Genomic DNA, 25,608 nt, shown 5'->3' on the forward strand with positions numbered 1-25,608 from the left:
ATTCTGGCGTGTGAAGATCAGTCCCGCGGCAGGCGCCAGACCACGCGACGGCTCTGCGTCGTTGCGATCGGGTTACCCGCAGCGTCGGTCGCCGGCGAATAGCGCGCCCGGCGGGTCAGTGCCCGGCAAGCCGCCTGGTCGAGGGCGTTGGATCCGCTCGATTCCGTCACGACACAGTTCTCGACACGTCCCTGCGTATTGATTGTCCACTTGATCGCAGTCGTGCCTTCTTCCTCGGCACGGATCGAGCTGGGCGGATAATCGTCATTCGTGATCCACTGTGCCGGATCGCCCTTGGCACCCGCAGCCTTGCTGACCACCGGCGGAGCCGGGGGAGCGGGCGGCGGCGCAGGCGGCGAGACCGGCGTCGGCACGTATACCGGCGGCGGAGTCGGCACGGTCGCGATGACGACGGGCGGCGACGGAGTCGTCACGATGGGCGGCGGCGCCACGACGGGCGGCGGCGTCATCGGAATATCCGGCGGCGGGGGCGGCGGCTCATCCGGCGGCGGGGGAGGCGGCTCCTCCACGTCGAACGTATTCAGCTTCTCCGAAACCTTTTTCACGTATTGGAACGCGAGGCCGGTGACGAAGGCGTAGCCGAGAGCAGCATGGATCAACGCGACAATAACGATCGCGACGATCTTGCTCCCGCTCATCTTCTGGTCAGAGTAGGCCATTCAGCAAAAGCACTCCCTAATCCCTATGGCCCGAAGGGGCCGGGCGGCCTGCCACGGCCTCCGCGGGGGGCGGAGTAGGCGTGCCGGTCCGTCCGCAAGGGCTAAACGACACCCCTGCGGTGTGCGAGTCCTAACTTGCGCCTTAACGACACGCAAACGCTTTGTCGGACGCAACAAACGAACAATCGCCTTGCTGCAGATTTATTTCTGTATCACGGGAAGGGGATCGATTAACCGAAGGGCATGGCTTCCCTAAGAAAAAGTTCGGTTTGGCTGGGCCTCGCGATGGCCACGGCGCCGCTCCAGATTCCCGCCGCGCTCAATGCGCAACAACCGGGACCCGCGATGGTTCCCGCCGCCCCCGCGCTGTCCTATGCGCGGATCGCGGACATGGTGATCGCGAGTCCGGTGATCGTTGATGCAACGATCCGTTCCGCCACGCGCATCAAGGGCGCGGAGGCCGCCAATGTCTCGCCGGGGTACACACGCTATTATATAGAGGCCGATGTCCTGGCGCTGGTCCGCGGCCCCGGGGCCATCCCGCCGCGCGTCGGCTATCTCCTCGATGCCCCGCTCGGCCCCGACGGGCGCCAGCCGAAGCTGAAACGCGCCCGCGTGCTGCTGTTCGCCCGCCCGGTTCCCGGCAGCCCGACTCAGCTCCAGCTCATCTCCCCCTCGGCGCAGCTATGGTGGTCGCCCGAGGTTGACGCCCTCACCCGCCGTATCGCGCAGGAAGTGATCGCCGGTGATGCGCCTCCGGTCGTCACCGGCATCGGTAACGCCTTCCACGTGCCCGGCTCGCTGCCGGGCGAAGGCGAGACCCAGGTGTTCCTGACGACGCAGGACAATCGCCCCGTCTCGCTATCGATCCTGCGCCGTCCGGGCGAGCAGCCGCGCTGGGCCGTTGCGCTGTCGGAGATCGTGGACGACGCCGCCGGCCCGCCGCAGCGTGACACGTTGCTATGGTATCGCCTCGCCTGCGCCCTGCCCCCGGCCCTGCCGGCGCGCAGCACGCAGGCGCTGGAGCCCGCCGACGCCGCCGTCGCGCGCGAGGATTATCGCTACGTGATCCAGCAGCTCGGCCCGTGCGATCGCGGCGATCAGGGCCCGGCGCAGTAACGTTGAAGGCCTCGCCCTGCGCCATCGCCGGGCGAGGCGGATACCCGCCGCGCCTTAACGGCGGTGGCGGACCAGCGTGATCCCGATCGATTCGCCCGCCTCGGCGATCGCCAGCTTGACGATCTTCACCTTCACCCGCCGCACCCGCTTGTCCTGCAGGAACAATGTCTCGGCGATATGATCGGCAACGCCCTCGATCAGCGTGAAATGCACACCCGGCGGCAATGCGTCGGTCGCGGCATGCTTCAGGTCGAGATAGTTCTTCGATGCCGTCAGCGGCGTATCCGGCGCGAAATGCGGCAGGGCATCCAGCAGCACCGTCAACGATATCCGCAGCGGCTGCGGCAGGTGCGTCTCCTCTGAATAGACGCCGGTCAGCACCGGCACTTCCAGATCGTGCACTTCGAGTTCGAGCGTGTCTTCCACCCCCGCGCGCTTAGCGGCACTTTCGCCGCGGCGCCATTCCGCTTGCGTTCAGGCCTGCAGGGTCTAAGGCGCGCCACCCCCTGATTCTGGGGCGGGAGGCAGGCATGATCGAGCTCGTGGGGCTGGAAACGGTGGAATCGCAGGCGGTGGAGCAATTGCTCGATCGTGCCTTCGGCGCCGACCGCCACGGCCGCACCGCCTATCGCCTTCGCGACGGAGTCGCCGCCCTCACCGGCCCCAGCCTTGCTGCGGTTGACGATGGCGCGTTGGTCGGCTCGATCCAGCTCTGGCCGGTGCAATTCACCGGCGATGACGGGCGCTGCGTGCCCATGGCGCTGGTCGGCCCGGTGGCGGTGGAGCCCGCCCGGCAACGTGACGGCATCGGCCGGATGCTGGTCGCCGCGGCGCTGGAACGGATGGGTGATGCGCCGCTGATGCTCATCGGCGATCCCGAATATTACGGCCGCTTTTTCGGCTTCTCCGCCGATCGCACCGGCGAATGGCGCCTGCCCGGCCCGTTCGAGCAGCGGCGCCTCCTCGCCCGCGGCGCCGGGGTGCCTGCGGGCGCCGGGACGATCGGCCCGCGCGTCGCGGCGCTGGCGTGATCGTGGGCGGCATCTTTACCCGGATGCCGCGCTTCCCTACCTCGGGCTCATGCCAATGGCGCCTCCCCCCGAATTCAGCACGCTGACGATCGCCGACATCGCGCGGCTGACCGAAGCGGATCGTCTGCCGCCCGTCGATCTGTGGAACCCGGCGCATTGCGGGCACAGCGATATGCGGATCGCGCGTGACGGCACCTGGTTTCACGAAGGCTCTCCGATCGGCCGCATGGCGATGGTGCGCGCGTTCAGCCGCATCCTGCGCCGCGAGCCCGATGGCGGCTATGTCCTCGTCACCCCGGTCGAGAAGCTCGATATCGAGGTGGAGGACGCGCCCTTCGTCGCGGTGGAGATGAAGACCGAGGGCGAAGGCCGCGAGTCGCAGATCGCCTTCCGGCTCAACACGGGTGAGATGGTGACGGTATCGGCCGATCATCCGCTGCGCTTCGAAGAACGCGAGGACGGCCCCCACCCTTACGTCCACGTGCGGGGCGGGCTGGAGGCGCTGATCTCGCGGCCGCTCTTTTACGAGCTTGCGGAACGCGCCCTGTCGGGTGACGACGAGCCGCCCGGCATCTGGAGCGGCGGGGCCTTCTTCCCGATCGAATCATGACCGCACTCATTGACCGGCTCGGCCGCGCGCTCACCGCCGGCATGGGCCAGGAGACGGTCCTCTTGGCCGGCGACCATGTCGATCTGCCGCGCGCGTCGGACGGCAGCCTCAAGCCCGCCGCCGTGCTGGTGCCAGTGACCGATCGGGCCCGCCCCGGCGTGATCCTCACCCAGCGCACCGAGACACTGCGCAGCCACGCCGGCCAGGTGGCGTTCCCCGGCGGTCGGCTTGATCCGGGCGAAGATGCCGTCACCGCTGCATTGCGCGAGGCGGACGAAGAAATCGCGCTGCCGCCGAGCGCCGTGACCGTGCTTGGCGAGGCCGATCGCTACCGCACCGTCACCGGCTATGCCGTGACGCCCATCGTCGGCGTGGTGCCGCCCGATCTGCCGCTCCGCCCCTCGGAGGCGGAGGTCGCCAGCGTGTTCGAAGTGCCGCTCGATTTCCTCCTCGATCCCAAGAATCAGATCGAGGCGAGCGTTGAGTGGAATGGCCGCCAGCGGCGCTATTACGAGATCCTCTGGGAGGATCGCCGAATTTGGGGAGCGACTGCCGCCATGATCGTCAACCTGTCGCGGCGGCTGCGATGGACCGCGTGATGCTGCCCGACGCCGCCTGGCGTCATCGCGCTGGCCTTGGTCGTCTCGCTGAGGCGCTGGACGCGGCCGACGGCGGCGCGCGCTATGTCGGCGGCGCGGTACGCGACACCCTGCTCGGACATGACGTGTCCGATCTCGATCTTGCGACCCCGCATTCGCCGCAGGACGTGATCGCACGGCTGGAGGGTGCCGGGATAAAGGCAATCCCGACTGGTATCGCCCACGGCACTGTCACCGCCGTGTCGCAAGGCACGGTGGTGGAGGTGACGACGCTGCGGCGCGACGTCTCCACCGATGGCCGGCACGCCGTGGTCGCCTTCACCGATGACTGGCGCGAGGATGCGGCGCGGCGCGATTTCACCATGAACGCGCTTTACGCCGATCCGGTCTCCGGCGAGGTGTTCGACTGGTTCGACGGGCTCGCCGATCTTCAGGCGCGGCACGTGCGCTTCATCGGCGATCCCTATCGTCGAATCGCGGAGGATCATTTGCGGATCCTGCGCTTCTTCCGTTTTCACGCGCGCTTCGGCGACGTGATCGACTCCTCCGGGCTCGATGCCTGCACCGATCGCGCCAACGATCTCATGGCCTTGTCGCGCGAGCGAATCGCGGCAGAATTGCTGAAGCTCCTCGTCGCGCCGCGCGCCGTGCCGGTCGTGCGCCTGATGGTAGAGCGCGGCATCTTCCGCCCCGTCCTCCCTGAGATCGCCGATGTGACGGCGCTCGAGGATCTCGCCGCCGCCGAAGCCGCTGCTGGCCTCGCCCCCGATCCGATCCGCCGCCTCGCCGCGCTCATCCCCGCCGCCAGCGCCGAGTCGGTCGGTGCGCGGCTTCGCCTGTCCAACGCCGATCGCAAGCGCCTGATCGCGGCCAGCGACGGCCCCGGCAGCGAAGGCCCGCGCGGGCTCGCCTTCCGCGTCGGTCGCGAGATCGCGATCGATCGCCTGCTGCTTGCCGGCCAAAGCATCGATGCGCTGGCGGACTGGACGCCCCCGCGGCTCCCGATCTCCGGCGGCGATCTCGTCGCGCGCGGCATTGCCCGCGGCCCTGAAGTCGCCCGTGCGCTGCGCCAGGTCGAAAGCCAGTGGATTGCTGAAGGCTTTCCGGATGCCACCCGCGTCGCCGAGATCGCTGACGCGGTGACGGCTCAGCTGTTGGTCGACACCAGCAGCCGGTAAGCTTCCTCCGCCGGCAGCGGTCGCGAATAGGCGTAGCCTTGGCCGTAGGTGCAGCCGAGCGCGGCCAGCGTCTGCCCCAGTTCCTGTCCCTCGATCCCTTCCGCGATCGTCTCCATGCCCAGCGCCTGGGCGAGGCTCAGGATCGCGCGGACGATGGCGATCTTGTCGCGGTCGCCCAGCATCCCGGTCACGAAGCTGCGGTCGATCTTCAATATGTCGATCGGCAGCCGCTGGAGATAGGCGAGGTTGGAATAGCCGGTGCCGAAATCGTCCATCGCGATCGTCGCGCCCGTCGCCTTCAGCGCGCGCAGGATCTCGGCATTGCCGTCCGGATCGGCGATCAGCGCGCTTTCGGTCAGCTCCAGCTTCAGCCGGTCGCCGCTCAGCCGATGCTGCGCCAGCGCCTCGGCCACCACGGGTGCGATCCGGTCGCGCTGCAGCTGGATCGGCGACAGGTTCACCGCCACCTTGACGCCGCATGTTCCGCCCGACCGCTGGTCCCATTGCGCCAGCGTGCGGATCGCCTCGTCGATCGCCCACCGGCCCAGCGGCACGATCAGGCCCGATTCCTCGGCGACGGGGATGAAATCGTTGGGCGGTATGTCGACGCCGTTCTCGCCCGGCCAGCGCGCCAGCGATTCGAACGCCACGATCCGCCCGGTGCCCAGGTCGCAGATCGGCTGGTAATGAAGCTCCAGCCGGTTCGCCTCGATCGCACGGCGAAGCGCGGTCTCCATCACGAATTGCTCGCGTGCCCGGTCCAGGGCCCGCGTCTGATAGGCTTCGGCCTGCCCCGTCTCCTTGGATCGGCGCACGGCGAATTGCGCATGGCGGATCACGTCCTCCGCATCGCCCGTAGCCTCGCTGCCGAAGGCAATACCGATCGCGCAGGAAATGCGGATCTCCAGTTCACTCAGCCGGAACGGCGTCGACAGCACCGCCCTGATCCGCTGCGCCGCCCGGTCGGTTTCGCTCCGATCCGAATCGATCGCCAGCAGGATGCCGAATTCGTCCCCGCCGATCCGGCCGAGCACGTCGTTCGTCCGCAGCGCACCCTTGATCCGCCTTGCGACGGTGATGAGCAATTCGTCACCCGCCATGCTGCCAAGGCAGGAATTCACGCGGCCGAAGCGGTCGAGATCGATCACCAGCACCGCGTAATCGCGCGCTCCGGCCTCGATCATCGCCTCCAGCCGGTCACTGAACCCGGCGCGGTTCGGCAGCCCGGTCAGGCTGTCGGTGCTCATCTCGCGCCGCAGGCTCAGCTCCGTGCGCACTTCGCCGGTATGATCGATCAGCGTGACGAGGCAGCGCGCCCGCGTGCCATCATCGAGCCGCGCCAGCGTCACGTCGAAATGGCGCTGCTCCACCGCATTGCCCGTCCGCCACGGCAGCTGGTCGCGTACCGCGCCACCGCCGAGGAAAGCGATGATCCGCCCACCCAGATCGCGCGCCAATGGGGAGGTGACCGGGTCCATGCCGAGGCCCAGGCTGCGGAATACCGCATTGGGCAGGTCGAAGGTCAGTTTGCCCTCGACCAGCGTCGCCACCACCGCCGCGATCGGCAGCAGCTCTAGCGCGCGTTCGGACGCCGAGAGCCCGTCGGGCGTGGCGAACGCGTCATGGTCCGGTCGTGCTGCGGCGGTGAAGCGCATCGGCCGACGCCTAAGGCTCTGCGGTAAAGTTTGGCTTAACCGCGAAAAGCTTGTCAGGCGAAGCGGTTGTCGCGCGGGAAGCCGGTCGGCGGCATCCGCCCGGCCGCGCCGCGCGCGGTGCGCCATGGCGACAGGTCCGCCTCGGTCCGCGTCCGCCCGCTGTCGCCGCCCATCGGCCAGCTCAGCCCGTCGCTGAACTTGAACGTGATGGCGTCGCTCAGGCCACCGTCGCGATAGCGCTGCAGCTGCGATCCCTGCCCGCGCGTCATCTCGGCCAGCTCCGCCAGCGGGAAGACGACCATCTTGCGATTGTCACCGATCGCAGCGACGTAATCGTCGTCCTTCGCCACCGGCCGCACCACCGCCAGCTTCGCGCCGGTGCGCGGCGTCACCACCGTCTTGCCCTTGCGAGTCTCGGCCAGCACCTCGTTCACCGGCACGATGAAGCCGCGCCCGTCGCTCGCCGCTACCAGCAGCTTGCCGTCGCGCTCCGCCTTCAGCAGCCGAACGATGCCGATCCCGCCATCGAGGTCGATCGTCGCGCGCACCGGCTCGCCGAAGCCGCGTCCGCCCGGCAGCTTGTCCGCCGCCAGCGTGTAGAAACGCCCGTTCTCCGCCGCGAGCAGCAGCTTGTCCGTCGTCTGCGCGTGGAAGGCAAAGGCGGGTCCATCGCCTTCCTTGAACTTCAGCGTCTCGGCGGAGGCCAGCTCGACATGCCCCTTCATCGCCCGGATCCAGCCGCGCTGCGACAGGATGACGGTGATCGGCTCGCGCTCGATCATCGCCTCCAGCGGGATGTCGCGCGCCGGCGCGGCTTCCTCGATCGTCGTGCGCCGTTTGCCCAGCGCTGTCTCCGGGCCATAGCGGTCGCGGATCTTCTCCAGATCCTTCTTCATCCGCGTCCGCTGGCGCGCGTCCGATCCCAGCAGCAGCTGAAGGCTCGCCTGCTCCTTCTCCAGGGCCACCTGTTCGCGCTTCAGCTCCATTTCCTCAAGCTTGCGCAAGCTGCGCAGCCGCATGTTGAGGATCGCCTCGGCCTGCCGGTCGGTCAGGTCGAACTCAGCGATCATCACCGCCTTGGGCTCGTCCTCGGTGCGGATGATCTCGATCACCCGGTCGAGGTTGAGGAAGGCGGTGATATAGCCCTTCACCAGCTCAAGCCGGTCGGCGATCTTGTTCAGCCGATGCTCGGTGCGGCGGCGAAGCACGATGAACTGATGTTCCAGCCACGACGCCAGCGCCTGCGCCAGGCTCATCACCCGCGGCGTGCGCTGCGCATCCAGCACGTTGAGGTTGAGCGGCACGCGCGTCTCGAGATCGGACAGGCGATAGAGCCCGTCCATCAGCACTTGCGGATCGACCGTCCGGCTGCGCGGCTCCAGCACCAGGCGGATCTCCGCGTCGGATTCGTCGCGCACATCGGCCAGGATCGGCAGCTTCTTGTCGTTCACCAGGCCGGCGATCTGCTCGATCAGCTTGCCCTTCTGCACGCCGTACGGGATCTCGCTGACGATGATCTGCCAGCCCCCGCCCTTCTCCCGCTCCACGCTCCAGCGGCAGCGCACGCGGAACGATCCGCGCCCCGTGGCATAGGCCTCGCGGATGATCGCCGGCGGATCGACCAAGAGGCCGCCCGTCGGGAAGTCCGGCCCCTGAACGAACGCGAGCGGATCGGCGGCGGGATCGTCGATCAGCGCGATCGCCGCGTCCAGCAGCTCGGCCGCATTGTGCGGCGGAATGCTGGTCGCCATGCCCACGGCAATGCCGCTCGCGCCATTTGCCAGCAGGTTGGGGAACAGGCCCGGGAACAGTTCGGGCTCCTGGTCCTCGCCATTGTACGTCGGGCGGAAGGCGACGGCATCCTCGTCCAGCCCGTCCATCAGGTCGATTGCGACCTGCGTCAGCCGCGCCTCGGTGTAGCGGTAGGCCGCAGCATTATCGCCGTCGATGTTGCCGAAATTGCCCTGCCCGTCGACAAGCGGATAACGCAGCGCGAAATCCTGCGCGAGGCGGACCATCGCGTCATAGACCGACTGGTCGCCGTGCGGGTGGTATTTACCGATCACGTCGCCGACGACGCGGGCGCACTTCTTGTAGCCCTGCGTCGGATCGAGCCGCAGCAGCCGCATCGCCCACAACAAGCGGCGATGCACCGGCTTCAGCCCATCACGGACATCGGGCAGCGATCGCGCGGTGATCGTCGACAGCGCATAGACGAGATAGCGTTCGGAAAGCGCGGAATCGAACGGCGCGTCCAGCACGCCGATCGGGGGGTCATCACGAAGATCGGTCATTGTCGCCGACGATAGCAGCGGGTGCGGGGCGCGGCTATCGCCCGCTTGCGATCTCCGCCAGCAGCCATTCCCGGAAACGCGCGATCTTGGGCACGCGCCGGCGATGCTCCTGGCAGACCAGCCAGTAGCTGAGGCCAAGCTCCGATACCTGGGCGAACGGCTGCACCAGCCGGCCGGTCGCGATCTCGCCTTGCCACAGCTTCGGCGTCAGCATCGCGATGCCGTGCCCGGCCATCGCCGCCTGCCCCTCGCTCGACTGGGAATCGTAACGAATGGCCGGGCGTAGCGATGCGGCGGCAAAGTCCACCCCCGCATCGCGCAGCCATTGCTCGATCCAGGGATCGTCCGGGCTGATCAGCGGCAGCCGCAGCAGATCGGCCGGCACCTTCGGCCCGCCGTGGCGCTCGAAGAACTCGGGGCTGCACATCGGCGTGAAGTCGACCGCCATCAGCCGTTCCTGCGTCAGCCCCGGCCAGCCGCCCGTGCCACTGCGGATCGCCAGATCCACCTCCGCGGTCGCGAAATCGATCATCGTGTTGGTCGTCTGGATGCGCACTTCCAGATCGGGGTGCGCCGCCTGAAACCCGCCGATCCGCCGCGCCAGCCACGTCGAGCCGAAGGTATTGGTCGTGGTGATCGACAGCACCCCGGCATCCTCCGCCCGTACCATCGCGAAGGCGGCGTCGATCGCATCGAACGCCGGGATCAGCTGCGCAGCGACCCGAGAACCGATATCGGTGAGCGCGACGCGGCGCTTTTCCCTGCGAAACAAGGTAGTTGCAAGCCGTTCTTCCAGCACCTTGATCTGATAGCTGACGGCCGCCTGGGTCATGCCCAGCTCCTGCGCGGCCGCGGTGAAATTCTGGTGCCGCGCCGCCGCCTCGAACACCCGAACGGCAGCAAGGGACGGCAGGCGTCGCATGGCCGAAGATGATAAGCTCCGCTTATCGAAATGGTCCAGCGATTTGTTGGCCGCGCGGGGCGGCAAGCGTCATCTTCTTCTCGTCACGAGAGGAGGCAACAATGCGCGACGATTTCCTTAGCCGCGACTGGGCCGAGCACCACAGCAGCATGTCGAGCGGGATCGGCCGGCTGATCGATAACACGATGGCCGCCTTCGCCCGGCTGCGTGCCAGGCAGTTCGACGCCCCCTGGAAGACGGCGCGGCGCGAGCGCTGCGGCTGATGCGAGGATTACGACAGCCGGTACGAACAACACACATTCCGGCTTGTCGAATGCCCGCCGCCCTGCCCCGCGGCATACGGGCCGATGCGGCCGGCACTTCGACAAGCCCGGTTACGAAACACACCAGCGCGCACTTCTTCATAGTATCGACGGAAAAGCCGACGTAGCGTAGCCGCGTGATCGCCCTGCTCCTGCCGCTGCTGCTCGCCGCCATGCCCGAACCCGAAGCCAAACTCCTCACCTGGCCCGATCTGCTGTCGCGTGCCCGGCCCAGCGCCGACGCGACGATCGTCTACGGGCCGGACCCGTATCAGAAGGTGGATCTGTGGCGCCCCGCCGGCCCCGGTCCCCACCCCGTCGTGGTGATGGTCCACGGCGGCTGCTGGCAGACCAGCATCGCCGATCGAACGATCATGGACTGGATTGCAGACGACCTGCGCGGTGCCGGGATCGCGGTGTGGAATATCGATTACCGCGGCGTGGATCGTGCGGGTGGCGGCTATCCCGGCACCTTCATAGACGCCGCGAAAGCTGCCGATCAACTCGCGGCAAACGCACGGAAATATAATCTCGACACCAGCCGTGTCGTCGCCGTCGGCCACTCCGCGGGCGGGCACCTCGCGCTGTGGCTCGCCGCCCGCGGCAAATTGCCGGCGACCAGCCCGCTCTACACGGCCGCACCGCTCAAGATCGCGCATGTCATCAGCCTCGGCGGCCTCCCGGATCTCGAAGCCACCGCATCAAGCCCGGACAATGGCTGCGGCACCGAGGTGGTGGGCAAGCTCGTCGGCACCGATCGCTCCGATCCGTATGCCGACACGTCCGTGCCCCGCCTCTTCCCGCTCCGCGTCTCGCAAACGCTGGTCAATGGGCGCGAGGATCGCATCATCCCGTTTCGCATGGCAACCGACTATGTTGCCCGCGCGAGGAACGCCGGGGACGCGGTTGAACTCATCGAGGTGCCCGCCACCGGCCATGTCGAACTCGTGACGCCGGATACCGGCGCCTGGGCTGGGACACGCCAGTTGATCCAGTCGTTCTTCGCTGGCTCCCCGGCGACGCGCCACTGATCTTCAGGCCCGCCGTGATTGCGCCATCGGCACCCTTGGCCTATACGCGCCCCCATTCCCGCCCCGGCCGCGCCGCTTCCGTCGCGTCGCCGGGGCTGTCCATTTCAGGGGTGATGCGATGGCGCGGCGCCGGCAGATTTACGAAGGCAAGGCGAAGATCCTGTACGAGGGTCCCGAACCCGGCACCTTGATCCAGTATTTCAAGGACGACGCGACGGCGTTCAATGCCCAGAAGAAGGGCACGATCAACGGCAAGGGCGTCCTCAACAACCGCATCAGCGAGCACATCTTCACGCTGCTCGATGCGATCGGCGTCCCGACGCACTTCATCCGCCGTCTCAACATGCGCGAACAACTTATTCGCCAGGTTGAGATCGTGCCGATCGAGGTGGTGGTGCGCAACGTCGCCGCGGGTTCGCTGACGAAGCGGCTCGGGATCGAGGAAGGCACCAAGCTGCCGCGCACGATCATCGAATATTATTACAAGGACGATGCGCTCGGCGATCCGATGATCTCCGACGAGCATATCGCCGCCTTCGGCTGGGCCAGCCAGGAAGAGATGCACGACATCGCCGATCTGGCGATTCGGGTGAACGATTTCCTCTCCGGCCTGTTCGCTGGCGTCGGCATCCGCCTTGTCGACTTCAAGCTCGAATTCGGTCGCATCTGGGATAACGACTACGGCCGCATCATCCTCGCGGACGAGATCAGCCCCGATGGCTGCCGCCTGTGGGACATGACCACCAACGAGAAGCTCGACAAGGATCGCTTCCGCCGCGATCTCGGCGGCGAAGTCGAGGCCTATCAAGAGGTTGCACGTCGCCTTGGCCTTCTCCCCGAAGGTGGCGAGACGGCCGTGCTCGACATGGCCGAACACCGCGAGAAGCGCGGAAAGTAACGACGAACAGGCTCTCGGATCGTAGCCGGAGCGATGCTCCGACGGTTGCGATCCGACAGCGCATCGAATAGCGGACCGCCATGAAATTGCGCATCCATGTCACGCTCAAGCCCGGCGTCCTCGATCCCCAGGGCAAGGCGATCGAACACGCTTTGACCGGGCTCGGCTTTGCCGGTGTCGAAGGCGTCCGCGTCGGCAAGCTGATCGAGCTCGACGTCGCCGATAATGTTGACGATGCGCAGGTCGACGCCATGTGCCGCCAGCTCCTCGCCAACACGGTGATCGAGAATTATCGGATCGAACGGGCATGAAAACCGCCGTTGTCGTCTTTCCGGGCTCGAATTGCGATCGCGACATCGCCGTCGCGCTCGAGGACGTCACCGGCCGCGCGCCGGAGATGGTCTGGCACCGCGATACCGAGCTGCCCGACGGCGTTGGCCTCGTCGCGGTTCCCGGCGGTTTCTCCTACGGCGATTACCTGCGCTCCGGCGCCCTCGCCGCGCGCTCGCCGATCCTGCGCGCGGTCGCCGAACAGGCGAATCGCGGCCTGCCGGTGCTTGGCGTCTGCAACGGCTTCCAGATCCTCACCGAATCCGGCCTCCTGCCCGGCGCCTTGATGCGCAACGCCGGCCTCAACTTCGTCTGCCGCGATGTCGCGCTGACGGTCGAGAATGCGCAGAGCAGCTTCACCAGCCGCTATAATGCCGGCGAGACGATCGAGATCCCCGTCGCCCACCACGACGGCAATTACGTCGCCGACGCCGAGACGCTCGACCGGCTCGAAGGCGAAGGCCGCGTCGCCTTCCGCTATGCCGAGGAAGTGAACGGCTCCGCGCGGCGGATCGCCGGCATCCTCAATTCGGCCGGCAACGTGCTCGGCATGATGCCGCACCCCGAACGCCGCATCGGCCCGGCCCATGGCGGCGACGATGGCCGTCGGCTCTTCGAAGGGCTGCTGGAACTGGTCGCATGATCCCCGCCGCCACGCTCCCGATGGAGTGTGGCGGCGTTCCGATTGCCCGGCCCGGTCGGTGAGCGCCGCCGCTACGGTTCGCGTCGGCATCATCCTCTATGTGAACCGCTCGGGCTCGACGCTCCTGTCGCGGCTCCTCGCCGAATCGCTGGAGGACACCTTCGTCTTCCCCGAACTGCGCTTCACGCTCGACGTGCTCGTGGCGCTCCGCCGTGGCCGCACGATCCCGCCACCGGAGTTGCTCCGCCTGATGCGCGAGGACGTTCGCCTCGCCAGCCTCGGTCTCGCCGACGAGCAGATGGCCGCCGCCGCCCGCGATCACGGCGCCAGAGATCTTCGCGGCCTCCTCACCGCGCTCGCCACCGCCGCTTCCGGCCGGCGCCCGAAAGCGATGATCCTTAAGCTCGAGCCCTATATTGGCTTCATCCCGGAACTGGACACGGCTCTGACCACGCCACTCCTCATCCACGCGCTCCGCGATCCCCGCGCCGTCGCGCGATCGATGCTCGAAACGCCAGTCCCGGAAAAGCCCGGCTTCGATATGGCCCGCGGCAGCATCGTCTACGCCGCCCGCCACTGGCGCGACAATATAAGGCGCATCGACCGGCTCGCCGTCACCCGGGATGTCGTCACGATCCGCTACGAGCGCCTAACCGATCCCAACGCTCTACCATTGACGGCCATCGCTGATCGTCTGGGAACCAAGATCGCGCAAAACGCACCATCCGCATTCCAAATCGCGCCATTGGACACCGCGATACACCCGCATGTGCACGCCCCTTTCGATGCCGCTCGCGCCGATCAATGGCAGCATGACCTTCCCACTTCGGACGTCGCCTTGATTGAGACGATCTGCGCCACTGAGATGGATCGCGCAGGCTACAAGCGTACTACCCCGTCCCTCGGCCCTGCCGCGCTGACCATCGCTCACCTCCGCCATTGTCGCGCGATGACCCGGCATCTCTTGCGAACCGGCAGGATCTACGCAGAGCGCCCCGATTCCCTCCGTCGCCTCGCTGCCCGGCTCCAGCTCGCCCGAAGCGCGGGCGAATTGTGACGCCTACACCTGTGCACGGAATGGCGTGAAATCAGTGCCTTCGTCGTAAACGTCGATGCCCTCCGCCCGCTTCAGCCACCCGACAACGAGGTAGGTGACGGGGGTCAGCAGCACCTCCCAGCCAACCTTCAGCACCCATTGCGTGAACAATACGGTGATTACCAACTGCGTCGTCCATCCTTCCGCGCCAAGGAACGCGAGCGGGTAGAAGATCAGGCTGTCCACCCCCTGACCCGCGATGGTCGAACCGATGGTGCGCATCCACAGATGCTTCCCCTCCGTCATCACCTTCATGCGGGCGAGCACGTAGGAGTTCACGAACTCCCCGGCCCAAAACGCGCAGATGCTGGCAAACACGATCCGCGGCACCTGGCCGAACACCGCCTCATACGCCGCCTGGTTGGTCCAGTCTGGCGCCGGGGGCAGCGCGACGACGACCCAGGCCATGAAGGCCATGAAGATCGTCGCGGCGAACCCTGCCCAGATCACCCGCCGCGCGCGGGCATAGCCATAGACCTCGGTCAGCACGTCTCCGATGACATAGCCGACGGGAAAGAAGAGAATGCCGGCGCCGAACGGCCAATATCCGATCCCCGGCAACCACACCTGTGCAACTTTGCCTGCGCCCAGAACATTGGACAACAACAGGATGGCAACGAACGCTGCCATCACATAGTCGTAGTAGCGCAGGCTCTTCCCGTGCAGCGCAGCCGCTGCGACACGGTTCGGCAATTCCTCGTCCCTCATGGCCAGGCATCATGACGACGGTTTCCCGAGCCCGCAATCCACGCTAACAGCCCTTTGGTGGCGCCCGTAGCTCAGTTGGATAGAGCACGAGCCTTCTAAGCTTGGGGCCGCTGGTTCGAATCCAGCCGGGCGCGCCATCAGATGTTGTGACTCACCCGCGCAGAGAGAGGCGGGCTTACTCAGGCCGCGTGCCACTTCGGTCGCGCAAACGAAAATCTCTGCGCTTGGTGAACGATCCTCCTTGATCTGCATTAAGGTTTGATGCCGGATCAACATGCTCCCTTTGCAGTTGTCGTCGACGACGAACCCCTCATCCGCCTCGATGCATGCGACATCCTTGATCGAGCAGGCTTCCGCTGCCTTGACGCAGCGAACGCGGAAGAGGCGATCGACATCCTGGAGCGGCATGGCGGCCAGGTTGCCTTGCTGTTCAGCGACGTTGATCTCGGGAGCGGCATGAACGGCTTCGCGCTGGCGACAATCGTTAGCGAGCGCTGGCCGGACGTCGGCATTCTCGTCGCATCGGGCGCTTCGGTGCCTGATGAGGGGCAGCTTCCGGAAGGCGCCGTCTTCATCCGCAAGCCATTCTCCGCGGAGGTGGTGCATGATCGCGTGGCCGAAATTCTACCGGACGGCAAGAAACCCGCGCCGCTGCGTCGTGAACAATCCGAGGCGCGGCCGGCCCGCTAGCTTATCGCGTCTGGGTCACTCACGCGGCGCGCGCAGCAACCGCGACCGACAGTGCTGCACATAGCTCGTCCAGCCGCTTCGCCTGAAGGGCCATCACCTCGGGGATGGCACCCTCACATGTAAGCGGAAGCAGCATGTTCTGGTGCAGATACTCCAGGCACTCCTTTGACAGAAGGCCGCCTCCTGCCATTGCTGCTGCGAGTGCGAAGACGCCGTTGAAAGCCGACTGGCTAAGCGCGATTGCCGTCTGCGCCGCTTCGGCAATGCTCGCCTCGAATTTCTCGTTCACACTCGGAACTCCTGTCGCATCGGGCAACCTTGCGATGGTTGCTCCCTGCACACGCGACCAGCCGAGAATTGGCCAAGGCCGGATCGAACCGCAATCGGGGTTTCCCGTAGTTTCGGGCGCCAAAGATGGCGGCCGCATCGCCATTGACTCATTGTGCAACTCACTCGTACCTGTCGCAGATTAGGTCGGTCGACTTAATTGAGCTGATCCTCTGTCCACGATGACGGCGGGCGGTCTGGAGAGCGGGCATGGCGTACGACATCATCGTGATCGGCGGCGGGATCGGCGGGTCAGCGCTGGCCGCGGTGATGGCGCGAGCGGGACGGTCCGTTCTGCTGCTCGAAAAGACCACCGTTTACGAAGACAAGGTCCGCGGAGAGTGGATCGCGCCTTGGGGCGTGACGGAAACGAAGCGGCTGGGCCTGTACGACACCTTGGTCGCCGCCGGCGGCCATCACTTGACCAGCCATGTCACGTACGACGAGACGCGCGATCCGGCCGAGGCGGAGGCGCGCACCCTGCCACTTGGCATGTTCGCACCGGATGTGCCGGGTCCCTTGTGCATCCGGCACCCGGTGCACTGCCAGACCTTGTTCGACACGGCCGCCGCATCAGGCGCGACCGCACTGCGCGGCGTCGAGGTAAAGCAGATCGAACTCGGCGCCTCCCCCCGCGTCACCTATGCCCATGATGGCGCGGAGCATGTCGCGCGCGCATCGCTCGTGGTCGGCGCCGAGGGCCGCCAGTCGGCGGTGAGGCGCGCGGCCCGCATCGCGCTCCATCAGGACAAGCCGCATCACTGGTTCGCTGGCCTCCTCGTCGACGACGTGAAGGGCTGGGACGATCGCCGCCAGGCCATCGGCACCGAAGACGATTTTGCCTTTCTTGCCTTCCCGCAGGGCGGCCATCGGGTGCGCGTTTATGGTGGATGGTCTCTCGCCGACGCAAAGCGCTTCGCCGGGCCGGAGGGGCCGGCACGTTTCATACAGGCGTTCCGCATGCAGTCCGCGCCGCACAATGAAGCGATCGCTTCCGGCACGCCCGCCGGCCCGCTGTTCGCCTACCACAACAATTGCAGTGCCGCGGAGCGCCCGTTCGCCCCCGGCGCAGTGCTGGTGGGGGATGCGGCTGGATGGAACGATCCTATCCTGGGCCTTGGGCTGTCCATAACGTACCGGGACGTCCGGTTCGTCAGCGACATTCTGACAGAAACCCCGACCGGCGCTGCACCGGATTTCCGGCCCTACGCCGAAGAGCGCGCCGAGCGGATGCGGCGGCTGCGCATCGCGTCGGAAATGCAGGCGACGCTCGACATGGAGTTCGGCGAGGAGGCGCGCACCCGCCGGCGACGCTATCACGAGGCAAGCGCGGCGGATCCGATGCTCGGCCTCCACGGTGTCGCAACCTTGGCGGGGCCAGAGGCCGTGCCGCCCGAGGTTTTCGAACCAGCGCATGTCGCCCGCGTGATCGGAGCCTGATCGATGGATATTGCCCGCTACAATGCTGACTGGCTTGCTGCCTGGACAGCCAAGGACGTGGAAACGCTACTCGGCTTCTACGCCGAGGACTGCCGCTATTTCGATCCGCAGACCGCGGCCGGCATCATCGGCCACGATGGGCTGCGCAACTATCTGACGCAGCTATTCGCCGCGACGCCCGCCATGACCTACACGCCCGACGAGACGTGGCCGATCCCGGGCGGCTTTTGTGGTCGCTGGTATTGCGACGTGGCCGGTGGCGGGCGCCTGCGCGGTTTCGACATGGTGCTGCTGGACGGCGACCGGATTTCCCACAACGAAGTGTACGTTCACCAGCTTCCTCAGGAATAGGAGAGGAATCGATGCAGTTCGATTTCAGCGAACAACAGAATGAGTTCCGCGCCGAGGCTCGTCGTTTCCTCGCGGCGGAATGCTCGACGGAGCGAGTACGCAAGGTTCTGGAAGGCGGCGGCTTTGATCGCGCGCTATGGAACGGCGTTGCCGAAATGGGCTTTCTCGGGATCGCGGTTCCGGAGGAGCATGGCGGTCTCGGCCTTGGCTATCTCGAGCTCTGCGCCGTCGCGGAGGAGTTTGGCCGCGCCCTTGCGCCGCTGCCGATCCTCTCGTCGGTCTACCTTGCGGCCGAGGCCATCAAGTCGTTCGGCAACGCGCAGCAACAGAGCGAATGGCTGCCAAAGATCGCCGCCGGCGCGGCGGTCGGCTGCCTCGCCACCGCCGAAGGGGAGCGGCTGACGGAGAAGACGGTCCGGGCCACCTTCGCCAACGGCGTGCTGAACGGAAGAAAGGCGCCGGTGCTCGACGGCGATATCGCCGACGTGGCGATCGTACTGGCGAAGGAAGGAGACGCGCTGAGCCTCGTGCTCGTCGATCTGTCGCAGGATGCCGTCACCCGCCGGTCGGTCGAAACGATCGATCCGACCCGCGGCCAAGCGCATCTCACCTTCGATAATGCCGCCGCCGAACGGCTCGGGGAGCGCGGCGAAGGCTGGGCGAACCTGCAGATCCTGCTTGATCGTGCGGCCGTTCTCGTCGCCTTCGAACAGATCGGCGGCGCGGATCGGGCGCTGGAGATGGGACGCGACTATGCGCTGGAACGCATGGCGTTCGGCCGCCAGATCGGCAGCTTCCAAGCGATCAAGCACATGCTGGCCGACATGTATGTGTCGGCGACGCTGGCGCGCTCCAACGCTTATTACGGGGCTTGGGCACTTTCCACGGGCGCGGCCGAGTTGCCACGTGCCGCGGCCACGGCGCGCGTCTCGGCGACCAACGCCTTCCGCCACTGCGCCAAGAACAACATTCAGGTGCACGGCGGGATGGGCTTCACGTGGCAGATGGATTGCCACCTCTTCTATCGCCGCGCGAACCAACTGGCGCTGGCGCTCGGCAGCCTGCCGGACTGGGAAGAAAAGCTGGTCACCCGCCTCGCCGCGGCAAACGAGCCACTCGCGGCGTGATGTCGGCCACCTCCCCCTACAGCTAACCATCATCGGAGGCCTAGAGCCATGAACTTCGACGATACTCCCGAAGAAGCCACCTTCCGTGCCGAGGCCCGCGCCTGGATTGACGCGAATGCGCCCAAGCACCTTTATCCGCTACTGTCGGGCTCCGGTCATGGTACGGCAGGCGACATCGCGGATTTTGACATGCTTGCCGAGAGCAAGGCGTGGCAGAAGAAGAAATATGATGCCGGATGGGCCTGCCTTCACTGGCCCAAGGAGTACGGTGGCCGGGGCGCGACGCCGATGCAGCGCGTCATCTGGAACCAGGAGGAAGGCGTCTATGCCCAGCTCTCCTTCACCTTCATCATCGGCCAGGGAATGTGCGGCCCGACGGTGATGGCGTGGGGTAGCGAGGAAGACAAACAGGCGCTTCTTCCACCGCTTGCCGCGGGCGAGGACATCTGGTGCCAGATGTTTTCCGAGCCCTCCGCCGGCTCAGACCTGGCGGGTTTGCGTACACGCGCGGTCAAAGATGGTGACGAATGGGTCATCAATGGTTCGAAAATATGGACCTCTGGTGCCCATATCTCGCAATATGGCATCCTCCTGACCCGCACTGATCCGAGCGTCGCGAAGCACAAGGGGCTGACGATGTTCTGGGTCGACATGCGCTCGCCCGGCATCGAGGTGAGGCCGATCCTGCAAGCGCACGGCCAGTCGGGCTTCAACGAGGTGTTCTTCACCGATTTGCGCATCCCGGACAGCCAACGCCTGGGCGGCGTCGGCCAGGGATGGACGGTGTCGCTGACGACACTGATGAACGAGCGGCTTTCGATCGGGTCGGGCATGTCGACCGGGTTCGAGACCTTGCTTGATTATGCGGTGCGGGCGCCGGGTGCCGATGGGGGCCGGCTGGTGGACGATCCCGCGATCCGCTCCAAACTGGCGGACTGGGCGACGAAGGCAAGCGGACTCAAATACACCTCGATGCGCGCGCTCACTGCCCTGTCAAAAGGCCAGGAGCCAGGACCGGAGAATTCGATCGGCAAGCTGGTAGCCGGCGCGACGAGCCAGGAAATCGCCACCTTCGCGATCGACCTGCAGGGAGAGGCCGGCGTGTTCACCGATCCGGCACAGGCGGCGCACGCCGCACGCTTCCAGGCGACGCTGATGCGAAGCCCCGCGACACGGATCGAAGGCGGCACGGACGAGATCCTGCGCAACATCATCGCCGAACGCGTGCTTGGCCTGCCGGGCGACGTGCGCGTCGACAAGGACGTGCCGTTCGAGAAGATTCCTACCCGCGCCTGAGACGCAGCAAGTGGCGGGGCGCCCTCAGGCGAGCGGCGCCCCGAGATCCGGGTCAGCAGGCAAGATCGCATCCGGCAGGGCGATCACATCCCGCAACCTCGATCCGATCATGAACGGGCGCGTGTCAATCTCGTTGCCGGCGCGACTATCGGGCAAGCGAAACATCGCGATCTCGTGCTGCATCGCAAGTTCGAGATGGGCTCGGCGTGCACGTTCGTCGATCGCATGAGCAGCAGCTCTTCGCTCGCTGAGCGCACGTTGGCGATGATATATAGCGGTAGCGCCGTCGAATTCGCTGCCTCGCATTCGCCTCCGCCCTTCCTGACATTATCTCCTGGAAAACAAAGATCACTGCTGACGCTTAACGATTTGCTGTTGAAACTGGTTAACTCCCTTCCGCGAAGGATCTCGATTTCTATTCTTGGCGCTTTCGGCGAAGTGGCAGTGACGAACATGCTCGGCGGGTAATTGATGCGCAGATCTCTACATGCATTTGCTGTGCTTCAACTATGCGATGGGGCTCGCTGTCGGGTGCATTGCTGCACCGCGATCCGGTGCCGCGTTGCAGGTGATACCCTCAGTTCTCCCCCCGTGGCCCCTTCCCCGGCGCGGATCTGGCGTTAGGTTCGTTTCGCACGTCCAATGCCACGCCTTCACAAAGGGCGCGTGAGCATGCCGCGATCCAGGGGAAACGACAGCGAATGAAGGTGACCGTCTTCAGCACCAAAAGCTATGATCGCCGGTTCCTGGAAGCAGCCAATCAGGACAAGGCACATGCCCTCGTCTTCATCGAGGCTCGGTTGAACCAACACACCGCTGCGCTTGCCGCCGGGTCCGAGGCGATCTGCGCCTTCGTCAACGATCAGCTGGATCGCGAGACGCTGATCCAATTGGCAGACGGCGGCTGTCGGCTCGTGGCGCTGCGCAGCGCGGGCTTCAACAATGTCGATCTTGCGGCCGCCCGGGATCTTGGCATGACCATCGCGCGCGTGCCGGCATATTCGCCAAGCGCGATCGCCGAACATACCGTCGCGCTGATCCTGTCGCTCAATCGCAGGATCCACCGCGCCTATGCACGCGTGCGCGAAGGCAATTTCGCGCTGGACGGCCTGCTGGGCTTCGGCATGCGCGGGCGCACGGTCGGGATCGTCGGGACAGGCGAGATCGGGATCGAGGTGGCTCGCATCCTCGACGGCTTTGGCTGCCGCCTGATCGGCAGCGATCCCCTTGAGAGCGAGGAGTTCGTTCGCCTTGGCGGCAGCTACCTGCCGCTGGAGACGGTGTTTGCCGAAAGCGACATCATCACGCTGCATTGCCCGCTGACACCGGCCACCCGTCACCTGATCGATGATGCCGCCATCGCGACGATGAAGCCAGGCGTCATGCTGATCAACACCAGCCGCGGCACGGTAGTGGACACGCGGGCCGCGATCGAGGGGCTCAAGTCCGGCCGCATCGGCTACCTTGGCCTCGACGTCTATGAGGAAGAGGAAGAGCTCTTCTTCGAGAACCTGTCCGACCAGATGATCCGGGACGATCTGTTCGCGCGGCTGCTGACCTTTCCGAACGTGCTGATCACCGGCCACCAGGGCTTTTTCACGACGGAAGCACTGACCGCCATCGCGGAAACGACGATCGCCAATATCAGCGCCTTTGCCGCCACTGGTCGGCCGCTCCATGCTGTCTCCACGGAACGCCTGGCCTGACGCAATAAAGCCACCGGAACCGCGCATCCGGCCGCGGGGAGATACGTATTCCCCCACTTTCTGACCAAAGCTACGCCTCCGGCAAGCAATATGACAGGAGGTCTCCGTGGCTCGTGATATGGCTGTTCTCCCCTCCCAGAAGCGACAAACTCCGAACATCCAGGTTCTGGCGCCGCTCGCGCGGCTGCGTGAGGAAATGGATCAATGGCTCGGCGACTTGCCGCAGTTGATGCAACATCTTCAGTCTGGGAAGTTCCGCCTCCCCCTCGCCGCCCCTGCGGTAGACATGAAGGAAACGGAAACCGGGTATCAACTCACCGCCGAAGTACCGGGCATCGACGCGAAGGATGTCGAGGTGTCGGTGGTGGACGGGATGATCAGGATCGCTGGCGAGAAGAAGGAAGAGCGCCAGGAGAAGGACCGGGACTATACCTATTCGGAGCGTTCCTATGGCACCTTCGAACGCCAGATCGCAGCGCCGCCTGACGCTGATCTCCAAAAGATCAAGGCGAAGGTGAAGAAGGGCGTGCTGGAAATCACCTTGCCCAAGGACAAGAGTGCCGAGGATCGCAAACGGCAAATTCCGGTGGAGGCTGAATAACCCCTGCCGGAGCGGCGGGACGGTTGCGCCGCCGCGCGCTGCTTCGACGATCTCGCTACCCAATGATCGGCCCCGGTCCAGCGAGACGGGGCACCAAAAGGATCAGGATGCAACGCAGCCACGCAGCCTATACACGGCTGGTCGATGCCGCCGCGTCCTCGGGCGAGCCGTTGCGCACGGCAGTGGCGCATCCATGCAGCGCCGGCGCACTTCAGGCGGTGGCAGAAGCATCAGGGGCGGGGCTGATCGATCCGATACTGGTCGGGCCGTCCGCGCGCATTGAAGCGGCAGCGCGGGAAGCCGGGCTTCGCCTCGACGAATTCACGATCATGCCGGCACCGCACAGCCACGCGGCGGCAGCGGAAGCGGTGAGCCTGGCGGCCCGCGGAGACGCCGCGCTGCTGATGAAAGGCTCGCTCCACACCGATGAGTTGATGCACGCAGTGTTGGACAGGGGAACCGGCCTGCGCACCGAACGCCGGATCAGCCACTGTTATCTGATGGACGTCGAAGTTTACCCGGCGCCGCTCATCATCACCGACGCCGCGATCAATATCGCCCCGGGCCTGCTCGAGAAGGCGGACATCGTCCGCAATGCGATCCACCTTGCCCATGTGCTGGGGATTGCAGAGCCGCGCGTCGCGATCCTTTCCGCCGTCGAGACGATCAACCCTGCCCTTCAATCCACGATCGACGCGGCTGCCCTGTGCAAGATGGCGGATCGCGGCCAGATCACCGGTGGGTTGCTGGACGGCCCGCTCGCGTTCGACAATGCGGTGAACGCCGAAGCAGCGCGGGACAAGGGCATCATCTCGCCCGTCGCGGGCCGGGCGCAGATCCTGGTCGTGCCCAACATCGAGGCAGGTAACATGCTGGCCAAGCAACTCACCTTCCTGGGCGGTGCGGATGCCGCCGGAATCGTCCTTGGCGCACGAGTGCCGATCGTGCTCACCAGTCGCGCGGACGCCGTTCGTACCCGGCTCGCTTCCTGTGCCGTGGGCGTGTTGCTGGCACGCGCGTCCGCCGTGAAAACACCGGGTTCACCGACGGGCGCTATCGCATGAGCGGCGCAATCCTCAGCCTCAACTCCGGCTCGTCCAGCATCAAGTTCGGGCTGTTCACGATCGAGCCCGACGGGCCGTGCCGCACCGTGCACGGCAAGATCGAGGGGATCGGAACCGCGCCACACCTCGTCGTGCGCGAGACCGGCGGCACGATCCTGATCGATCGGGCCCTGAGCGCGGGAAATACGCACGATTCCCTGCTGGGCTTGCTGATCGATCTCGCCATCGAACAGTTGCCGCAGCACAGGCTGGCCGCGGTCGGGCATCGCGTCGTTCATGGCGGCCCTGACTTCAGCCAGCCGCAGGTGGTGGACGATGCCCTGCTCGACGCGCTTGACGCACTGTCTCGTCTCGCGCCGCTGCATCAACCGCACAATGTCGCCGCGATCCGCGCCCTTCGCGCGCGCCGACCCGATGTGCCGCAGATCGCCTGTTTCGACACCGAGTTTCACACCCGCCGCCCCGCGGTGGCCAAGCGCTATGCCGTGCCGGCCAATTGGGAGGCGCGTGGCATCATGAGCTACGGCTTTCATGGCATCTCGTACGAACACATCGCACGGACGCTTGCGCTTGAGGAGCCGGAACTGGCGCGCGGGCGTGTTCTCGTCGCTCACCTCGGCAACGGGGCCAGTCTCTGCGCGATGGTCGACGGACGAAGCGTCGACACGACGATGGGATTCAGCGTCCTTGACGGACTGGTGATGGCGACGCGCTGCGGATCCCTCGATCCCGGCGTCGTCCTTCACATGATTCGTGAGGAGGGCCTGTCGCCCGACGAGGTGCAGGCAACGCTATATACGAAGTCAGGCCTGCTCGGCGTCTCCGGCATATCGAGCGACATGCGGGTGCTCCAGGCCAGCAGCGAGCAAGGCGCGGCAGATGCAATCGCTCTGTTCCTGTGGCGGATCGTCCGAGAGCTTGGCGCGCTGGTGGCGGCGATGGGCGGGCTGGATGCGATCGTCTTCACCGGCGGCATCGGGGAGAATGACGCGATGATCCGAAGCGCCATCTGCGAGCGGCTGGCGTGGCTCGGGGTGCGTCTGGATGCGGCAGCCAATGAGGAAGGCAGCCGGATCATCGATACGCCGAGCAGCGCGGTGGACGTGCGCATCATCCCGGCCGACGAGGAGCAGATGATCGCGATCCACTGCCAGCGGCTGCTGGCGCTTACCTGACAGCGGAAAATGATACGGCCAGCCGTGATCGTCACCCCGGGCGCCGCGCCCGGGGTGACGAACAGAAGGCCGTTACTGCTTGGGCATCTGGATCGTCGGGCCAAGGTTGGCGAGCACCTGGCGAGCGTCGAACGTCGTCCGGTCGTTCGGCGTCGTGCCCTTGCTCATCTTGATCTCGGCCGTCGCCTCATATTTGCTGACGGTCGAGATATCGATGTTGTCCGCCCAGAACGGGCCGCCGTACCACGGATCCCACGAGCGCCAGCCGAAGCCGCCGTAATAGCGCCAGCTCGGCCGCCACCAGCCATAGGGGCCTGCAAAGGCAGGATCGGTGTTGATGCGGGTTTCCACATTCCGGTCCGTCGCCCGGTTGACGATGGTGAAGCTGTCATAGCCCTGCTGAACCGTCAGCTGCGCGGCGCGATAGAGCAGATAATTCTCCACCGTCTGGCGCGAGGTCAGCGTGTTGCCGACGAAGGTGACGCGCCAAATGTCTGAAGTGATCTGCTGATCGGAATAGCCGCCGCTTGCGCCGGTGCCGCGGGCGCCCAGCGGCTGATAGGGCGTTGCCGTTTCGCACCCGGCCAGCATCGCCGTGGCTGAGGCCATTGCAGCTACGATTGTCGCCTTTTGGAACCGGTTCATGGGAGACACCTATCCTTGAAACTGAAGAAGATCCGACTTCCGGCGCGCCGGCAATCAGGGCGGCTCGTCGCGCGTCGTGCCACCGCGGCG

The 25,608-nt window shown here is 66.0% G+C and carries 29 protein-coding genes and 1 tRNA gene; 21 read left to right on the forward strand and 9 right to left on the reverse strand.

The annotated features are described in order from the left end of the window. Nucleotides 1-17: 17 nt before the first annotated feature. Nucleotides 18-680 (reverse strand): energy transducer TonB, encoded by a 663-nt coding sequence (locus ACH0AE_RS07750; protein ID WP_294441780.1) that lies wholly within the window; start codon nt 678-680, stop codon nt 18-20. 345 nt (nt 681-1,025) lie between these two features. On the opposite strand from ACH0AE_RS07750, the gene ACH0AE_RS07755 reads away from it, so the two are divergent. Further along, complete coding sequence (locus tag ACH0AE_RS07755) at nt 1,026-1,799, forward strand: hypothetical protein (protein WP_294441779.1); 774 nt, start codon at nt 1,026-1,028, stop codon at nt 1,797-1,799. A 54-nt stretch (nt 1,800-1,853) separates the two neighbouring features. Here ACH0AE_RS07755 and ACH0AE_RS07760 read toward each other — a convergent pair whose 3' ends face one another. Further along, nucleotides 1,854-2,225, reverse strand: a complete 372-nt coding sequence (locus ACH0AE_RS07760) for a dihydroneopterin aldolase (protein WP_294441778.1) — start codon at nt 2,223-2,225, stop codon at nt 1,854-1,856. A 104-nt stretch (nt 2,226-2,329) separates the two neighbouring features. Here ACH0AE_RS07760 and ACH0AE_RS07765 point away from each other — a divergent pair, with 104 nt between their 5' ends. From ACH0AE_RS07765 to ACH0AE_RS07780, 4 genes are read left to right on the forward strand one after another with little or no spacing between them, the layout of a single operon-like run. Then, on the forward strand, nt 2,330-2,830 hold the full coding sequence (locus ACH0AE_RS07765; protein ID WP_294441777.1) for a GNAT family N-acetyltransferase: 501 nt from the start codon (nt 2,330-2,332) through the stop codon (nt 2,828-2,830). Nucleotides 2,831-2,879: 49 nt separating this feature from the next. Next, nucleotides 2,880-3,440, forward strand: a complete 561-nt coding sequence (locus tag ACH0AE_RS07770; RefSeq protein ID WP_294441776.1) for a DUF1285 domain-containing protein — start codon at nt 2,880-2,882, stop codon at nt 3,438-3,440. Further along, on the forward strand, nt 3,437-4,039 hold the full coding sequence (locus ACH0AE_RS07775; RefSeq protein WP_294441775.1) for a CoA pyrophosphatase: 603 nt from the start codon (nt 3,437-3,439) through the stop codon (nt 4,037-4,039). Before ACH0AE_RS07770 ends, ACH0AE_RS07775 begins: the two co-directional genes overlap by 4 nt. Further along, on the forward strand, nt 4,027-5,217 hold the full coding sequence (locus tag ACH0AE_RS07780; RefSeq protein ID WP_294441774.1) for a CCA tRNA nucleotidyltransferase: 1,191 nt from the start codon (nt 4,027-4,029) through the stop codon (nt 5,215-5,217). Before ACH0AE_RS07775 ends, ACH0AE_RS07780 begins: the two co-directional genes overlap by 13 nt. On the opposite strand, the gene ACH0AE_RS07785 is transcribed toward ACH0AE_RS07780, so the two are convergent. From ACH0AE_RS07785 to gcvA, 3 genes are read right to left on the reverse strand one after another with little or no spacing between them, the layout of a single operon-like run. After that, a complete protein-coding gene (locus ACH0AE_RS07785) occupies nt 5,187-6,872 on the reverse strand; it encodes a putative bifunctional diguanylate cyclase/phosphodiesterase (RefSeq protein WP_406875617.1) in 1,686 nt (561 codons plus the stop codon). The two genes, ACH0AE_RS07780 and ACH0AE_RS07785, sit on opposite strands and share 31 nt — an antisense overlap. A 53-nt stretch (nt 6,873-6,925) precedes the next feature. Further along, complete coding sequence (gene parC, locus ACH0AE_RS07790) at nt 6,926-9,166, reverse strand: DNA topoisomerase IV subunit A (protein WP_294441772.1); 2,241 nt, start codon at nt 9,164-9,166, stop codon at nt 6,926-6,928. 34 nt (nt 9,167-9,200) lie between these two features. Next, complete coding sequence (gcvA, locus tag ACH0AE_RS07795) at nt 9,201-10,088, reverse strand: transcriptional regulator GcvA (protein ID WP_294441771.1); 888 nt, start codon at nt 10,086-10,088, stop codon at nt 9,201-9,203. A 101-nt stretch (nt 10,089-10,189) separates the two neighbouring features. Between gcvA and ACH0AE_RS07800 the strand changes: the two genes are divergently transcribed. The 6 genes from ACH0AE_RS07800 to ACH0AE_RS07825 all read left to right on the forward strand — a co-directional run bounded on the left by ACH0AE_RS07800 (nt 10,190) and on the right by ACH0AE_RS07825 (nt 14,349). Further along, on the forward strand, nt 10,190-10,351 hold the full coding sequence (locus ACH0AE_RS07800; protein ID WP_294441770.1) for a hypothetical protein: 162 nt from the start codon (nt 10,190-10,192) through the stop codon (nt 10,349-10,351). A 176-nt stretch (nt 10,352-10,527) separates the two neighbouring features. After that, nucleotides 10,528-11,421, forward strand: a complete 894-nt coding sequence (locus ACH0AE_RS07805) for an alpha/beta hydrolase (protein ID WP_294441769.1) — start codon at nt 10,528-10,530, stop codon at nt 11,419-11,421. Between the two features lie 118 nt (nt 11,422-11,539). Next, the gene (gene purC, locus ACH0AE_RS07810) at nt 11,540-12,319 is read left to right on the forward strand and encodes a phosphoribosylaminoimidazolesuccinocarboxamide synthase (protein WP_294441768.1); all 780 of its coding nucleotides are present in this window, start codon (nt 11,540-11,542) and stop codon (nt 12,317-12,319) included. Between the two features lie 80 nt (nt 12,320-12,399). Further along, nucleotides 12,400-12,630, forward strand: a complete 231-nt coding sequence (gene purS / locus ACH0AE_RS07815; protein WP_294441767.1) for a phosphoribosylformylglycinamidine synthase subunit PurS — start codon at nt 12,400-12,402, stop codon at nt 12,628-12,630. Next, nucleotides 12,627-13,292: a phosphoribosylformylglycinamidine synthase subunit PurQ gene (gene purQ, locus ACH0AE_RS07820; protein ID WP_294441766.1), complete on the forward strand. Its 666-nt coding sequence runs from the start codon at nt 12,627-12,629 to the stop codon at nt 13,290-13,292. The genes purS and purQ overlap by 4 nt, the downstream gene beginning before the upstream one ends. Continuing rightward, nucleotides 13,249-14,349, forward strand: coding sequence for a sulfotransferase (locus tag ACH0AE_RS07825; protein ID WP_294441765.1), 1,101 nt, complete (start codon nt 13,249-13,251; stop codon nt 14,347-14,349). Before purQ ends, ACH0AE_RS07825 begins: the two co-directional genes overlap by 44 nt. Nucleotides 14,350-14,352: 3 nt before the next feature. On the opposite strand, the gene ACH0AE_RS07830 is transcribed toward ACH0AE_RS07825, so the two are convergent. Next, nucleotides 14,353-15,096, reverse strand: coding sequence for a queuosine precursor transporter (locus tag ACH0AE_RS07830; RefSeq protein ID WP_294441764.1), 744 nt, complete (start codon nt 15,094-15,096; stop codon nt 14,353-14,355). A gap of 60 nt (nt 15,097-15,156) precedes the next feature. On the opposite strand from ACH0AE_RS07830, the gene ACH0AE_RS07835 reads away from it, so the two are divergent. Both ACH0AE_RS07835 and ACH0AE_RS07840 read left to right on the forward strand, forming a co-directional pair. Next, nucleotides 15,157-15,233: transfer RNA gene (locus ACH0AE_RS07835), tRNA-Arg, on the forward strand. A 124-nt stretch (nt 15,234-15,357) separates the two neighbouring features. Continuing rightward, nucleotides 15,358-15,786, forward strand: a complete 429-nt coding sequence (locus tag ACH0AE_RS07840) for a response regulator (protein WP_294441763.1) — start codon at nt 15,358-15,360, stop codon at nt 15,784-15,786. A 19-nt stretch (nt 15,787-15,805) separates the two neighbouring features. Here the strand turns inward: ACH0AE_RS07840 and ACH0AE_RS07845 are convergent, their stop codons facing one another. Further along, the gene (locus ACH0AE_RS07845; RefSeq protein WP_294441762.1) at nt 15,806-16,075 is read right to left on the reverse strand and encodes a hypothetical protein; all 270 of its coding nucleotides are present in this window, start codon (nt 16,073-16,075) and stop codon (nt 15,806-15,808) included. 248 nt (nt 16,076-16,323) lie between these two features. Here ACH0AE_RS07845 and ACH0AE_RS07850 point away from each other — a divergent pair, with 248 nt between their 5' ends. Genes ACH0AE_RS07850 through ACH0AE_RS07865 form a run of 4 tightly spaced genes read left to right on the forward strand, consistent with a single transcriptional unit; the run spans nt 16,324 to nt 20,327 of the window. After that, nucleotides 16,324-17,553, forward strand: coding sequence for an NAD(P)/FAD-dependent oxidoreductase (locus ACH0AE_RS07850; protein ID WP_294441761.1), 1,230 nt, complete (start codon nt 16,324-16,326; stop codon nt 17,551-17,553). Between the two features lie 3 nt (nt 17,554-17,556). After that, entirely contained in the window at nt 17,557-17,904 is a 348-nt protein-coding gene (locus ACH0AE_RS07855) for a nuclear transport factor 2 family protein (RefSeq protein ID WP_294441760.1), read from the forward strand. A gap of 11 nt (nt 17,905-17,915) precedes the next feature. Continuing rightward, entirely contained in the window at nt 17,916-19,031 is a 1,116-nt protein-coding gene (locus ACH0AE_RS07860; protein ID WP_294441759.1) for an acyl-CoA dehydrogenase family protein, read from the forward strand. Between the two features lie 48 nt (nt 19,032-19,079). Next, nucleotides 19,080-20,327, forward strand: coding sequence for an acyl-CoA dehydrogenase (locus tag ACH0AE_RS07865; RefSeq protein WP_294441758.1), 1,248 nt, complete (start codon nt 19,080-19,082; stop codon nt 20,325-20,327). A gap of 24 nt (nt 20,328-20,351) precedes the next feature. Here ACH0AE_RS07865 and ACH0AE_RS07870 read toward each other — a convergent pair whose 3' ends face one another. Further along, on the reverse strand, nt 20,352-20,633 hold the full coding sequence (locus ACH0AE_RS07870) for a hypothetical protein (protein ID WP_406875618.1): 282 nt from the start codon (nt 20,631-20,633) through the stop codon (nt 20,352-20,354). Nucleotides 20,634-21,028: 395 nt separating this feature from the next. Between ACH0AE_RS07870 and ACH0AE_RS07875 the strand changes: the two genes are divergently transcribed. The 4 genes from ACH0AE_RS07875 (at nt 21,029) to ACH0AE_RS07890 (ending at nt 24,873) form a co-directional block, all read left to right on the forward strand. Further along, nucleotides 21,029-22,033 carry a 2-hydroxyacid dehydrogenase gene (locus ACH0AE_RS07875; protein ID WP_294441756.1) on the forward strand — a complete coding sequence of 335 codons (1,005 nt, stop codon included), beginning with the start codon at nt 21,029-21,031 and terminating at the stop codon, nt 22,031-22,033. 106 nt (nt 22,034-22,139) lie between these two features. Further along, nucleotides 22,140-22,634, forward strand: a complete 495-nt coding sequence (locus tag ACH0AE_RS07880) for an Hsp20 family protein (protein WP_406875619.1) — start codon at nt 22,140-22,142, stop codon at nt 22,632-22,634. 107 nt (nt 22,635-22,741) lie between these two features. Continuing rightward, entirely contained in the window at nt 22,742-23,698 is a 957-nt protein-coding gene (locus ACH0AE_RS07885; RefSeq protein WP_294445160.1) for a bifunctional enoyl-CoA hydratase/phosphate acetyltransferase, read from the forward strand. After that, entirely contained in the window at nt 23,695-24,873 is a 1,179-nt protein-coding gene (locus ACH0AE_RS07890; protein WP_294445161.1) for an acetate/propionate family kinase, read from the forward strand. Before ACH0AE_RS07885 ends, ACH0AE_RS07890 begins: the two co-directional genes overlap by 4 nt. 72 nt (nt 24,874-24,945) lie before the next feature. Here the strand turns inward: ACH0AE_RS07890 and ACH0AE_RS07895 are convergent, their stop codons facing one another. Continuing rightward, entirely contained in the window at nt 24,946-25,518 is a 573-nt protein-coding gene (locus tag ACH0AE_RS07895; protein WP_294445162.1) for a CC0125/CC1285 family lipoprotein, read from the reverse strand. Nucleotides 25,519-25,608 lie beyond the last annotated feature (90 nt).

Origin of the sequence: Sphingomonas sp. 179-A 2A2 NHS (assembly GCF_045371305.1) — a bacterium.
In the GTDB taxonomy this organism is placed as follows: Bacteria; Pseudomonadota; Alphaproteobacteria; order Sphingomonadales; family Sphingomonadaceae; genus Sphingomonas.

What these genes read in the sequence shown, in the direction of transcription:
- ACH0AE_RS07750 (WP_294441780.1), bottom strand. Translation starts at nt 680, where the DNA reads ATGGCCTACTCTGACCAGAAGATGAGCGGGAGCAAGATCGTCGCGATC.
- ACH0AE_RS07755 (WP_294441779.1), top strand. Translation starts at nt 1,026, where the DNA reads ATGGTTCCCGCCGCCCCCGCGCTGTCCTATGCGCGGATCGCGGACATG.
- ACH0AE_RS07765 (WP_294441777.1), top strand. Translation starts at nt 2,330, where the DNA reads ATGATCGAGCTCGTGGGGCTGGAAACGGTGGAATCGCAGGCGGTGGAG.
- ACH0AE_RS07770 (WP_294441776.1), top strand. Translation starts at nt 2,880, where the DNA reads ATGCCAATGGCGCCTCCCCCCGAATTCAGCACGCTGACGATCGCCGAC.
- ACH0AE_RS07775 (WP_294441775.1), top strand. Translation starts at nt 3,437, where the DNA reads ATGACCGCACTCATTGACCGGCTCGGCCGCGCGCTCACCGCCGGCATG.
- ACH0AE_RS07780 (WP_294441774.1), top strand. Translation starts at nt 4,027, where the DNA reads ATGGACCGCGTGATGCTGCCCGACGCCGCCTGGCGTCATCGCGCTGGC.
- ACH0AE_RS07785 (WP_406875617.1), bottom strand. Translation starts at nt 6,872, where the DNA reads ATGCGCTTCACCGCCGCAGCACGACCGGACCATGACGCGTTCGCCACG.
- parC (WP_294441772.1), bottom strand. Translation starts at nt 9,166, where the DNA reads ATGACCGATCTTCGTGATGACCCCCCGATCGGCGTGCTGGACGCGCCG.
- gcvA (WP_294441771.1), bottom strand. Translation starts at nt 10,088, where the DNA reads ATGCGACGCCTGCCGTCCCTTGCTGCCGTTCGGGTGTTCGAGGCGGCG.
- ACH0AE_RS07800 (WP_294441770.1), top strand. Translation starts at nt 10,190, where the DNA reads ATGCGCGACGATTTCCTTAGCCGCGACTGGGCCGAGCACCACAGCAGC.
- purC (WP_294441768.1), top strand. Translation starts at nt 11,540, where the DNA reads ATGGCGCGGCGCCGGCAGATTTACGAAGGCAAGGCGAAGATCCTGTAC.
- purS (WP_294441767.1), top strand. Translation starts at nt 12,400, where the DNA reads ATGAAATTGCGCATCCATGTCACGCTCAAGCCCGGCGTCCTCGATCCC.
- purQ (WP_294441766.1), top strand. Translation starts at nt 12,627, where the DNA reads ATGAAAACCGCCGTTGTCGTCTTTCCGGGCTCGAATTGCGATCGCGAC.
- ACH0AE_RS07825 (WP_294441765.1), top strand. Translation starts at nt 13,249, where the DNA reads ATGGCCGTCGGCTCTTCGAAGGGCTGCTGGAACTGGTCGCATGATCCC.
- ACH0AE_RS07830 (WP_294441764.1), bottom strand. Translation starts at nt 15,096, where the DNA reads ATGAGGGACGAGGAATTGCCGAACCGTGTCGCAGCGGCTGCGCTGCAC.
- ACH0AE_RS07840 (WP_294441763.1), top strand. Translation starts at nt 15,358, where the DNA reads ATGCCGGATCAACATGCTCCCTTTGCAGTTGTCGTCGACGACGAACCC.
- ACH0AE_RS07850 (WP_294441761.1), top strand. Translation starts at nt 16,324, where the DNA reads ATGGCGTACGACATCATCGTGATCGGCGGCGGGATCGGCGGGTCAGCG.
- ACH0AE_RS07855 (WP_294441760.1), top strand. Translation starts at nt 17,557, where the DNA reads ATGGATATTGCCCGCTACAATGCTGACTGGCTTGCTGCCTGGACAGCC.
- ACH0AE_RS07860 (WP_294441759.1), top strand. Translation starts at nt 17,916, where the DNA reads ATGCAGTTCGATTTCAGCGAACAACAGAATGAGTTCCGCGCCGAGGCT.
- ACH0AE_RS07865 (WP_294441758.1), top strand. Translation starts at nt 19,080, where the DNA reads ATGAACTTCGACGATACTCCCGAAGAAGCCACCTTCCGTGCCGAGGCC.
- ACH0AE_RS07870 (WP_406875618.1), bottom strand. Translation starts at nt 20,633, where the DNA reads ATGCGAGGCAGCGAATTCGACGGCGCTACCGCTATATATCATCGCCAA.
- ACH0AE_RS07875 (WP_294441756.1), top strand. Translation starts at nt 21,029, where the DNA reads ATGAAGGTGACCGTCTTCAGCACCAAAAGCTATGATCGCCGGTTCCTG.
- ACH0AE_RS07885 (WP_294445160.1), top strand. Translation starts at nt 22,742, where the DNA reads ATGCAACGCAGCCACGCAGCCTATACACGGCTGGTCGATGCCGCCGCG.
- ACH0AE_RS07890 (WP_294445161.1), top strand. Translation starts at nt 23,695, where the DNA reads ATGAGCGGCGCAATCCTCAGCCTCAACTCCGGCTCGTCCAGCATCAAG.
- ACH0AE_RS07895 (WP_294445162.1), bottom strand. Translation starts at nt 25,518, where the DNA reads ATGAACCGGTTCCAAAAGGCGACAATCGTAGCTGCAATGGCCTCAGCC.